At 46.8% G+C, this 10,157-nt stretch carries 11 protein-coding genes; 1 reads left to right on the top strand and 10 read right to left on the bottom strand.

Annotation, left to right across the window (positions count from 1 at the left end; all coding sequences use genetic code 11):
- Positions 1–305: 305 nt before the first annotated feature.
- From QUA00_RS35050 to QUA00_RS35035, 4 genes are all read right to left on the bottom strand, one after another.
- Positions 306–500, bottom strand: a complete 195-nt coding sequence (locus QUA00_RS35050) for a hypothetical protein (RefSeq protein ID WP_333055355.1) — start codon at positions 498–500, stop codon at positions 306–308.
- 142 nt (positions 501–642) lie between these two features.
- The gene (locus QUA00_RS35045; RefSeq protein ID WP_293135490.1) at positions 643–861 is read right to left on the bottom strand and encodes a helix-turn-helix domain-containing protein; all 219 of its coding nucleotides are present in this window, start codon (positions 859–861) and stop codon (positions 643–645) included.
- 218 nt (positions 862–1,079) lie between these two features.
- Entirely contained in the window at positions 1,080–1,292 is a 213-nt protein-coding gene (locus tag QUA00_RS35040) for a helix-turn-helix domain-containing protein (RefSeq protein WP_006631308.1), read from the bottom strand.
- Positions 1,293–1,379: 87 nt separating this feature from the next.
- Positions 1,380–1,592, bottom strand: coding sequence for a helix-turn-helix domain-containing protein (locus QUA00_RS35035; RefSeq protein WP_006631307.1), 213 nt, complete (start codon positions 1,590–1,592; stop codon positions 1,380–1,382).
- Between the two features lie 181 nt (positions 1,593–1,773).
- Here QUA00_RS35035 and QUA00_RS35030 point away from each other — a divergent pair, with 181 nt between their 5' ends.
- Positions 1,774–2,244, top strand: coding sequence for a hypothetical protein (locus QUA00_RS35030; RefSeq protein ID WP_333413117.1), 471 nt, complete (start codon positions 1,774–1,776; stop codon positions 2,242–2,244).
- A 41-nt stretch (positions 2,245–2,285) separates the two neighbouring features.
- Here QUA00_RS35030 and QUA00_RS35025 read toward each other — a convergent pair whose 3' ends face one another.
- The 6 genes from QUA00_RS35025 to QUA00_RS35000 all read right to left on the bottom strand — a co-directional run bounded on the left by QUA00_RS35025 (position 2,286) and on the right by QUA00_RS35000 (position 10,014).
- A complete protein-coding gene (locus tag QUA00_RS35025; protein ID WP_333055353.1) occupies positions 2,286–2,492 on the bottom strand; it encodes a hypothetical protein in 207 nt (68 codons plus the stop codon).
- Between the two features lie 260 nt (positions 2,493–2,752).
- The gene (locus QUA00_RS35020) at positions 2,753–4,075 is read right to left on the bottom strand and encodes a CO2 hydration protein (protein ID WP_333413116.1); all 1,323 of its coding nucleotides are present in this window, start codon (positions 4,073–4,075) and stop codon (positions 2,753–2,755) included.
- A 197-nt stretch (positions 4,076–4,272) separates the two neighbouring features.
- Complete coding sequence (locus QUA00_RS35015; RefSeq protein ID WP_333413114.1) at positions 4,273–5,823, bottom strand: NADH-quinone oxidoreductase subunit M; 1,551 nt, start codon at positions 5,821–5,823, stop codon at positions 4,273–4,275.
- 314 nt (positions 5,824–6,137) lie between these two features.
- Positions 6,138–6,857 (bottom strand): carbonic anhydrase, encoded by a 720-nt coding sequence (locus QUA00_RS35010; protein WP_333140524.1) that lies wholly within the window; start codon positions 6,855–6,857, stop codon positions 6,138–6,140.
- Positions 6,858–6,960: 103 nt separating this feature from the next.
- The gene (locus QUA00_RS35005) at positions 6,961–8,820 is read right to left on the bottom strand and encodes an NAD(P)H-quinone oxidoreductase subunit F (RefSeq protein ID WP_333413111.1); all 1,860 of its coding nucleotides are present in this window, start codon (positions 8,818–8,820) and stop codon (positions 6,961–6,963) included.
- 333 nt (positions 8,821–9,153) lie between these two features.
- Positions 9,154–10,014: a glycosyltransferase gene (locus tag QUA00_RS35000; protein WP_333413119.1), complete on the bottom strand. Its 861-nt coding sequence runs from the start codon at positions 10,012–10,014 to the stop codon at positions 9,154–9,156.
- Between the last annotated feature and the right edge of the window lie 143 nt (positions 10,015–10,157).

Raw genomic sequence — 10,157 nt, 5'->3', positions numbered from 1 at the left:
GAATCAAACTTTGGGCGGATTCATCCCCCAAAGTTTCTCCTTAAGAATCCCCGTGTCTTTAGACCGGGGAGTGTCAAATACATCAATTCAAAAACGCTATTACTGTGGATAAACAGTTGTCATGGGGCCTCTTGGTAGCTGTAGTCAAATCCCTATTCTCAGAAACAGCTTTGCAACAACTGCGAGATGCTTATGTATACGAAAAATATTGGCGGGAAAATTTTTGAATATGCGATCGCCCCGAACCTCACTTCACCAAAAGTGCGTGAAGCGTAGCTATCCCGTAGGGAATCGCCCTCATCGCCTCAAATTTCCCCCTTTACCTGCATCTGATGTACCTTGTCAGCCAACTCTTGCAAGCGCTTTTCGTCCAACTCGTCGATCGCCAGCATCCCGACATAGATGATTTCCTTGAGCGTTAGCCTGGTTGCTAGCGCCTTTTTCTGCACAAGTTCCTTAATTATGGGGCTAACCCCAATGGCGGTACTGGCTCTAGTCACAAAGGTAACGGGAGATTAACAACTTAGACTAAATCTTAGCACCTTTAAGCTGAGCTTTTATCTGCGATGCAAAATGCTTAAGCGCGTCTTGACAAGACGAAACACAAGGGTTTATAGGGGAAAAGTGGAAAGGTCGATCGACCTATTCCTCCAAAATCTCCACCAAGTCCTCAATCATTACATCAAACGTGCGAGCCAACCTGTGCAAGTAGGCAAAATTAACGGTTGTCATGCCTTGACATTGGGCGTAGTTTCTGATGGTGCTGTAACCAACGCCCGATCGATCGGAAACTTCCTTAAGTGTCCAGCCGTTCTGGGCAGCAAACTCCCGAATCCGCAACCTCACTAAGCCTTTGCTCATACTGACTTGACAAATGACAATCTGCTGTCGTTTAATATTAGATATCTTAAAAAGCGATCGCCTCTGGTCTGGACAACTAAGGGCGATCGCCTATTAAACCTAATGTGGACAGATAATCTCTGTCCTGCACATCTACAACAAAAAGATGTACACACCTACAATCAAGAGATGCGTCTATTATGATATCAGAAACTCCGGCAAAATCGCGAACGATCGACCTATTCCTCAATAATCTCCACCAAGTCCTCAATCATCACATCAAATGCCCGCGCTAACTTGTACAGGGCGGTAAAGTCAACCATTGATATTTCTGAACGACGAGCATAGCTGGTTATGGTGCTATAGATCACGCCCGATCGCTCAGCCACCTCCTTGAATGTCCAGCCCCTCTCGGCCGCTAGCTCTCGCACTTTAACTCTGACTAAACCCATGCTTGACAAATAATGCAGTTGCGTTTTAAAATAATTGCATCTAAAAAAGCGATCGCCTCTGGTCTGGACAACTAAAGGGCGATCGACCTATTCCTCCAAAACCTCAACCAAATCCTCAATCATCACATCAAAAGTCCGAGCTAACTTCCGCAGGCAAGTAAAGTCAACCATTGCCATTTCAGGACGACGAGCATAGCTTCTGACTGTGCTATAAATTACCCCGGAACGATCGGATACTTCCTTAAGCGTCCAGCCCTTCTCCGCCGCTAGTTCCCGAATTTTTAGCCTGACTAAACCCATGCTTGACAGTTGATGCAATTGCGTCGTACAATTTTATATGTAAAGAGCGATCGCCCCCCGGCCTGGAAAACTAAAGGGCGATCGTCTGTCAAACCTCATCTGGACAGATTATTTCTTTCTATCAAAAAGTGCATTTGCCATATCCAGAAGTCTACTAACCATATCCAGAGGTGTACTAGCCATGATATCAGAAACTCCGGCAAAATCGCGAACGATCGCAGAATCTAGAATAATTCATAAATCTCCTATCCTGCATCCGCTGGCGAGATTCGTTACAGAAGAAACAGTTGCACTGCTGTTCAATATCTCAGCAGACGAGATTTACCGGATCGAATGCTGTCGCTACATGGTTTACGTGCACGCCAAAGGCATCAGCCGGTTTGTCAGCTACGCCGATTTTCCCCCTATTTTAGCAGTAAAGCCGATCGCACCTCAAGATTTTGGCAGATGGTACAAACGCTGGAAAAGCAAGCAAGCACCAGCATTTTGGACGAAATTCTACACCCACAAGTTCAAAAAAGCTGTTTCAGTTGATAGCTTGCTGGAGTGGGGCCTTTTGGTAGCTACTGTTAAATCGGTCATTTCTGGGGCGGCGCTGCAACAGCTACGAGATGTCTATGCCCAAGAAAAAGATTTGATGGAGAAATTTTAAAGTGCGATCGACTTAATCCTACTTGAACTTTCAATTAAATTTTAAAACACTTCATCCTCGATACCCAGCCACCATTCCCCCAGATTCATTAAGTCTTTGTGAATGTCGGTAAGTTCTGTCATATACTCTTCAGCAGAAATCTCCGATCGCCTTTCTTGCAATTTTTTCAGCCGCAGTTGCACCAACAGCCAAGGTTTGGAAATCCCATCGGTTGCTTCGATATATTTGGCTAGCTGTTTGCTGTCCATAGTTATTGGTTATTTTTTATATCGGAATGATTAAACCGCAGAGAACGCAGAGAACGCAGAGGAAGAGAAGAGAGAGATGAATAATTCTGAGACCAACTAATCTAATATTATAGGACTTTTGAAACGGCTTAAAAAGCTCTGATTTTTCCCAGTCGGTTTCAACCGACTTGAGCTTTGAGCCAGGGGTTTCAACCCCTGGCGGACTGGCGGACTAACGGACTGGCGGACTTGGAAGCTAAGATGCCTCCCGCAAACATCCTTTACCTATAATCCGAAGTCTGAATATTATTCAACTTCGCAGCATATTTCATGCCGTATTCCGGGCGACAGAAGCGATCGATCTGAGACTCAAAGAAAGCCCGATTTGCCTTCAAATGCTTTGGATTCGGATCATCTAAAGGATACAAAAGAGCAGTCCGCAAAGCTTGAATCACCGCCGAAGTTACGCAATACATTGATCGCTGAAATGTCACCCCAATTTGATTGAGGATATCATCTTCGCCGCGACAGCGCTGTTTGTAGAAATCCTTCAAATAAGGCGGCAGGAAATGCAGCATATCTTGTGCTAGCAAAGTCGGCGGAATCCCCGCCGTACCTACGGGGAATTTGTCTGCATAAAGCACTCCGTAGTGGAAGTCTTTTTGGTCGTCAGGAACTTCTCTAGCTTGAGCGTTGTAAGATTTGGTGCCTCGGAATGGCGAAGTGCGATAAAATACAGCTTCCACGTAAGGTAACGCTGCTTCGTAAAGCCAAGTGAAACCTTTAGATTTGGGGATAATTTCGTACTTCTCGCCGTCGATGTAAACGTGGTGGTAAATCGGGCGTCCGGCGATGGCAAATATGCCATTTACTAAGAAATCCATCGCCTGCGGGACTGTGGTAACTTTCCCTTCGTCGTAAAGATCCGAAACTTCAAAAAACACCGGTGCCATTACTTCCCAGAATAAACCGAGATTGCTGTAATAAGACATTTGGCGGCACTGTTCTAAAAACATTTCTGGAAATGCTTTGTGCAGTGCCAGCATGAACGGGTCTTTTTTGAAGTAAGCTTTAATTGCCCGATCGGCATTAGCCTTATATTCGTCACTGTCCAAATAAGGATCGAATTGATTGGTTGGCACGTACAAGCCCCGGTGCCACAGCATCGCCCTCATGCACTCTTCCGCAAATTCCATGTTAATGCGATCGTGCCACAAATGGTGAAACAATCGCGGGAGTTTGCCAGTTTCTCCCTTTTCCATGAACTCCAAAAGTTCCGGGTGGGCGCTTCCAGTCCCCCGCCACACCCGCAAATCTGCACCGTCGCCCGAATAGTGATTTTGCAAGTCTAAATACTCCTGGGGCAAGAAGTATTTAAAGAAGGGAAGCGGGTGTAAAAATACCCGTTCGGCGATGTAAAGCAAATCCCGCCAGTAAAAGTCCATCGGCACCGCGTAAGCTTTCCAGATAGCGATGATTTGCATCAGATTTTCCGGCGTATCTGGAATCATCGCGCCGCCAGCTTCTAGCCTGTGAATTATTTCGGCAAATTCGTGTTTGGAAGGAGGTAGTTTAGTTGCTGGTTTATTAGGAGTTTGTACCATTGTTTCTTCCTTTGGTTGAGTGAAATTGAATATTTATCTACTTCCAGCCTCTGCCTATTGGTGAGAACTTAACGTAAAACCGATAGTCCCTAAGTCCGGCAGGGAATGAATTCCCTGCCTCACAGCTAAAGTCCTCTTAAGAGGACTAGAAAACTCATTAGTCCTCTTAAGAGGACTTTCGCTATTAGACAGGGAATTCATTCCCTGGCGGAATTCGTTTGTGTAGATGCGATTTCAATCGCTGACTTTTCCCCAGGATAGCTAATAGCAACTTGGGTATTTCTGTCAGCCGGCAGAGTGGCTACGATCGCATTTGTAGTAGATTCGCTCCACTTGAGCAGCCAAGCAGGTTGAATTCCCAACACAAAAATGATGCCCGCCAAAACCAGCGCCGGCATATTTTCAGCAAACGTAACTGGAGGGTAGTAAGCCGTGGCATTGTCCAACTTCCCAAAACAGGTGCGGTTGAGCAGAATCACAAAGTAAACTGCTGTTAAACCCGAAGCTAAAATGCAGAGTAAAGTGGGAATTGGAAAGATCGCGAAACTGCCTTGAAACACTAAAAATTCGGCAACAAAACCCACCAAGCCGGGAATTCCGGCGCTTGCCATGCCGCCCAAAACTAACAGGGAACTGGCAGTGGGTAAACCCCGCATCGGGTTCATCAAACCATTGAGCACGTCCAAATCCCGCGTGCCAACTTTGGTTTCGATGATGCCTACCAAATAAAATAGCAAAGCTAAAATTAAGCCGTGGCTTACCATTTGCCCGACTGCACCGATTAATGCCAGCTTCGTACCCGCGGCGCAGGCAACCAGGATGTAGCCCATATGCCCGATCGAACTATAGGCTACCATGCGTTTGATGTCTTTTTGGGCGATCGCGCTCAAAGCCCCGTACATCACGCTCACAGTTCCGATAATCGCTAAACCGGGAGCTATAATCGACCAAGTTTCGGGAAACATCTGCAAGCCAAACCGTACTAAACCGTAAGTTCCCAACTTCGCCAGAATCCCTCCCAGCAGAATTGCTGTTGCTGGTGAAGCTTCGACGTAAGCATCCGGCAGCCAAGTGTGCAGCGGCACCAAGGGAATTTTAATTCCCAACCCAATTAGCAAAAGTGTTAGCAGGATTAACTGCAGATTTCTCGGCAATTCTTGAGTGGTAATCGCACTGTAATCGAAATTTAAAGAACCGCTCAGCCAAGCCACACCCAAAAATGCCGCCAGCACTAAAAGTCCCGAAACTGCCGTGTAGATCAAAAACTTCATGGCAGCGTATTCCCGCTGCTTTCCGCCCCAAATCGCAATCAATAGATAAAAAGGAATTAATTCTACTTCATAAAACAGTACAAACAGCAGCAAATTTTGAGACATCAAAGCTCCGGCAACACCCGCATTGATTAGCAAAATCAAAGCGTAGTAAAGCTGGGGGCGATCCATCTTTTCGCCAGTGCCGTAAATGACTAATAGCGTCAGCAATGCACTTAAAACCAGCAGCGGCAAAGACAAGCCGTCAATGCCCAAATTGTAGCTCAAACCTAATTGCGGAATCCAAGGCAAATATTCTTGAAATTGCAGTCCCGCATGGGCGGGATCGAATTGAGTCAGCAGCCAGATATTCAACAGGAAAACAACAGCAGCAAAAGCTGAGGCAATGGAACGCAACCGCATCCCGTTGATGTTTCCGGGCAGAAACCCGACTACCGCAGCGCCCAACGCGGGCAACCAGAGCAAGGCACTAAGCATAATGTGTGAAGAGTGAAGAGTAATATCAATTCCGCTTGCACCGGAATGATTGTTGACGGTTGACGGTTGACGGTTGACAGTTAACTCGAATTTACTATTCCGATGCTAACTTATAGCCTTTCTCAGTAACATGAGGTACACGCTTGATAAGCGGCCTCCGTGGCCTCCGTGGCCTCCGTGGCCTCCGTGGGCATACCTCACTTTATTGAGAACTGCTGTATTTGATATTAACTATCAATTTGGCACGCTTTTATGGTTGATAATTTGAGAATTTAGAGCTTACTTTTTTCCCAAATTATAACTTTAAAATTGCATCAAGACTCAACCAGAATATTGACTGCACCCGTGTCTAAATCGTAATATCCACCCACAACTTTCAGTTTATTCTCCTCAATTAACTTAGAGATAACAGGAGATGCTTTCAACCTCTTAGCTTGCAGCACAACATTGGCTTTGCAGGCATTTTCTAGATGATCGCCTGCTTGGCCTTTCGAGCTTTCTACAGCCGGCTTAATGGCGTCGAGCAAACTGCCAATTTGACCCGGAACTTGAGCTCCTTTGATGGTTGCCTCTACCGCACCGCAACGTTTATGCCCGATTACCATCAGCACTTTTGCTCCCAATACCAGCGTGCCAAATTCCAGGCTGCCAATTTCTTCGGGAGTAGCAACATTTCCGGCCACGCGACACACAAATAAATCTCCCAATCCCTGATCGAAAATAATCTCCGAAGGAAAGCGGGAATCTGCACAGCCGAGAACAGCAGCAAAGGGTTTTTGAGATTTGGCAACTTCGACGAGGCGGGGTAAGTCTTGGTTGGGACTTTGGCGTTTTCTGTTAACAAAGCGCTTGTTCCCGTCCATTAACTTTTGCAGAGCTGCATCGGGAGTCGAGTCATTTTGAGCAATTGCTGGTTCGGGTGCAGCCAAATCAGCGCCTGCTCCTGCTGCAAGTATCCCTGTACCAATGGCTCCTGCGACAAATTTGAGGGAATTGCGTCGGGAAAGATTGAATTGTCTGTTGTTTGAGGTCATTTATGTGCCTTATTTGAACGAGTTGGAAATCTTTGTGCAAGACTTCATGTTTTTAAGATTTTAGATTAAAAGTGTCACCTAAAATCTTAAAATTTATATCTTTTTACCCGCCTACTATCAGCGACAGGCGAGCTAGCAGCGGCCAGCTTATCAGCAGTCCCAAAAGCGCAACTCCGAACAGAATTGTTAGGGCGTAAAACTGAGTTTGACCGTTAACGTTGTATTTGAGGCTTTGCCCGCCGAAAACCGTTGCAAAACCGATTAAATTTACGAAACCGTCAACAATATTGCGATCGATCCAAGAGATAACTTGAGCAACTAGACCGACTGCAAATATCACTGTTACTCGGTAAAGTTTGGCAGTGTAAAAGTCGTAAGCAAAAAAGTCTTGCAAAGCTTGAGAACCAATTCGCACCGGTTTTTCCCATTTTTCGTTCAGGTAAACAAATGCTCCTGCACCGCTGCCGATCGCCGTTGACAAAACTAGCAGTCCAGTTGCGGTATAATTCAAACTTGCCCCCGGCAATAAATGCCACGCAGCCAGCAAGTGCGGAACGTGCAAAGTAAAGCCCATTAAAACAGTCATCGGCAAGATAAAAGGCCAGTGAACTTCCGGCGAGCGTTCGGTCATTTGCTTTGGTTTGCCACCGAAAACTAAACCGAAGACGCGCATCAACCCAAAAGCAGTGACGCCGTTTACAAACAGCACTATTCCTAACAGCAAAGGATGAGTTTGCCAAAGCCCGGATGTGAAGTCTTCTAAAGCCCAGAAGCAGCCGAAGGGCGGCAGTCCCACCAATCCAGCGCTACCGACAATAAACGATATGGCCGATATCGGCCGCTTTGCCCACAAACCGCCGAGAGAGCGGACATCCTGAGTGATGCTGTTCCAAACTACCGAACCGATGCTCATCACCAGCAAACCCATTGCCAAGCTGTAGGCAAATATTAATGTCAGGGCTGTCTGGGCTTGTCCGGTGCCGACGGCGATAAATACTAAGCCCATGTAAGAGCTGACTATATAGGAAAGCGTGCGCTTGATGTCAATTTGGGCGATCGCAATTAATGAAGCACCAACCGCCGTCGCAGCGCCTACAATAATAGTTGTCTTCAGTCCTATCGGCGACAAAGCAATCACCGGCTGCAACTTAATCAATATCCAAGCACCAGTTTCGACAACTACGGTGTTCCGCAAAATCGTCGCCGGCAGCGGGCCTTCCATCGCCTCATCCAGCCACAGGTGCAAGGGAAACTGAGCGCACTTACCCATCGGCCCGGCAATCAAGGCCAAGCTCAACAGCGTCGCTACAGTGGGGTCAAGCTTTGCAGTCTGAGCCCAAACAGCCAACTCGTCAAAATTCCAAGTTCCAGCCAGTGGCAGAATTGCGACTACTCCCATCAGCAGGAATAAATCTCCCACCCGCTTTGTTAAGAAAGCGTCGCGGGCTCCTGTCACCACCAAAGACTGATTGAACCACAGCCCGACTAGCAGGTAAGTACCCAAAGTCAGAACTTCCAAAATCATGTAGCTGAAGAACAGGGAATTGCACAGTACCAAGCCGCACATCCCTGCTTCAAACAGCCCCATCAGGGAAAACAATCTCGCCCAGCCCCAGTCCATTTCCATGTAACCGAAAGCATAAATCTGCGCCAGCAAGTTCAGTCCGGTAATCAAAACTGTCGCGCCGACGGTGACAGTAGAGATTTCTACGGGAATGGTTAAGTCTAAACCTGCTACATTCAGCCAGGGAATTAACTGGTGCTGTGCCGGTTGGTTCCAGATAGCTGTCAGGGCTATGACGCCGTGTAAGAAAGCGAACAAGGTTAAGATGGCGTTCACGTAACCGGATGGTCTTGGCCCCGTGCGACGGGTAATTGCCGGAAACCACAGCATCGACAGAACTCCGCCGATGAGTGGATAGCAAGGTATAAACCAAACGGTCTGGAGTAAGATTTGAGCCATTGGCATTACTTGTAAAGGTTACAAAAATTTAAAATTATGAGAATAATTCCCAACGCGCTGACGACAGCAGTGAAAAGCCCGAAGGCAGAAGTAAAGAAAATTTTGGGGTTTGCCTCTGAGTTTCTTCCCCTCGTCAAACCGAGCGCTTCAGAATAGACTTATTAATTTTATATTAAGTATTGCGTTAAATTTTCATATTTCGGATTCAGCTTATTTATCTGTACTGATAAACTATACTTATATGTATATAAGGGCGGATTGTGTACAAACGAATATTTGTCGATCGCAAGTGCGATCGCACAATAATTTATTGCTCTAAAATATTAAAACCGATTAAAACCGCTCAATCTGCCAAGCTGATTCTGGAAGTTTGGCTTGGCGCTGTCCCATCGACCTTGCCCTAACATTCACTAGACCGATCGGCGTATTAAACAAATCTACCATATCGGCTTGGGCCATCGCACTTTTGGCCGCTGCCACCGGAAATTCCTTTAACAGCCACCTAGCCAGCCGGTAAAAATATTCCCCTGTGGTGAATTCTCGCATCAAATCGACACCGTAGAGTTCGTGCAAATATTTATTAGATTCGCCGTACCGATACCATTGACTTTGCAACTGTTTTATTGTAGAACGGTGGCGGTGTCGGACGATCGCATTTTCGGCAAAATACATTTTATAGGATGTTTCCCGCAAAATCCGCCAGCATAAGTCAGCATCGCCGCCGCTAGTGAGGTAGGGGCGAAACAAACCTATTTGTTGTAAAACTAGCCTCCGTACAGCTAAATTGGCGGTTTGGCCGTAAGCACAAAAAGGGTGAGCGAGTGTATGTTTTTGAGATAAAGTATTTTGGCGATCGGCGTGTTGTTCTAAAATAGTTTTACCGGGCAATGCGAGTATTTCCCCAGCGCTAATTCCTACTTCTAAGTCAACAAATGGCTTAACTAAATTTTCCAGCCAGTCAGATTCCGGGCGACAGTCTGCATCAGTAAATGCAATGATTTCGCCTGTTGATGCGCGAATTCCTTTATTGCGGGCGGCGTAGGAACTTTGAATCTGATTTTCGGTGAGGTGGCGAATGGTTATTTGATTGAAATTGCTTCCCCCCCTTGGTAAGGGGGGGGGTGAGGGCAGGGCGGTTTCATTTTCTTGTAGGGGCAAACCCTCGTGAAGAGTCCCGATGCCTGAAATGCCCATGAAATCATCTGTGGGTGGGGGCGGGCACGGGGGCACCGCCCCTACAAAACCTTCCGTAGGGGCGGTGCCCCCGTGTCCGCCCATACCCCCGTGGTTGCCCCGAAACAGCCCAGGGAGTGGGGGGGGGTTAGAGGCTGCGGTTT

It is taken from the genome of Microcoleus sp. T2B6, from assembly GCF_036700475.1.
GTDB lineage: Bacteria > Cyanobacteriota > Cyanobacteriia > Cyanobacteriales > Microcoleaceae > Microcoleus.
The sequence above is the reverse complement of the archived record's forward strand: the minus strand, read 5'-3'. Positions and strand labels throughout refer to the sequence as shown.

Excerpts from the sequence above, each read along its gene's own strand:
- QUA00_RS35005 (WP_333413111.1), bottom strand. The coding sequence starts at position 8,820 with ATGGCTCAAATCTTACTCCAGACCGTTTGGTTTATACCTTGCTATCCA.
- QUA00_RS35020 (WP_333413116.1), bottom strand. The coding sequence starts at position 4,075 with ATGGTACAAACTCCTAATAAACCAGCAACTAAACTACCTCCTTCCAAA.
- QUA00_RS35030 (WP_333413117.1), top strand. The coding sequence starts at position 1,774 with ATGATATCAGAAACTCCGGCAAAATCGCGAACGATCGCAGAATCTAGA.
- QUA00_RS35040 (WP_006631308.1), bottom strand. The coding sequence starts at position 1,292 with ATGGGTTTAGTCAGAGTTAAAGTGCGAGAGCTAGCGGCCGAGAGGGGC.
- QUA00_RS35000 (WP_333413119.1), bottom strand. The coding sequence starts at position 10,014 with ATGGGCATTTCAGGCATCGGGACTCTTCACGAGGGTTTGCCCCTACAA.
- QUA00_RS35015 (WP_333413114.1), bottom strand. The coding sequence starts at position 5,823 with ATGCTTAGTGCCTTGCTCTGGTTGCCCGCGTTGGGCGCTGCGGTAGTC.
- QUA00_RS35035 (WP_006631307.1), bottom strand. The coding sequence starts at position 1,592 with ATGGGTTTAGTCAGGCTAAAAATTCGGGAACTAGCGGCGGAGAAGGGC.
- QUA00_RS35025 (WP_333055353.1), bottom strand. The coding sequence starts at position 2,492 with ATGGACAGCAAACAGCTAGCCAAATATATCGAAGCAACCGATGGGATT.
- QUA00_RS35010 (WP_333140524.1), bottom strand. The coding sequence starts at position 6,857 with ATGACCTCAAACAACAGACAATTCAATCTTTCCCGACGCAATTCCCTC.
- QUA00_RS35045 (WP_293135490.1), bottom strand. The coding sequence starts at position 861 with ATGAGCAAAGGCTTAGTGAGGTTGCGGATTCGGGAGTTTGCTGCCCAG.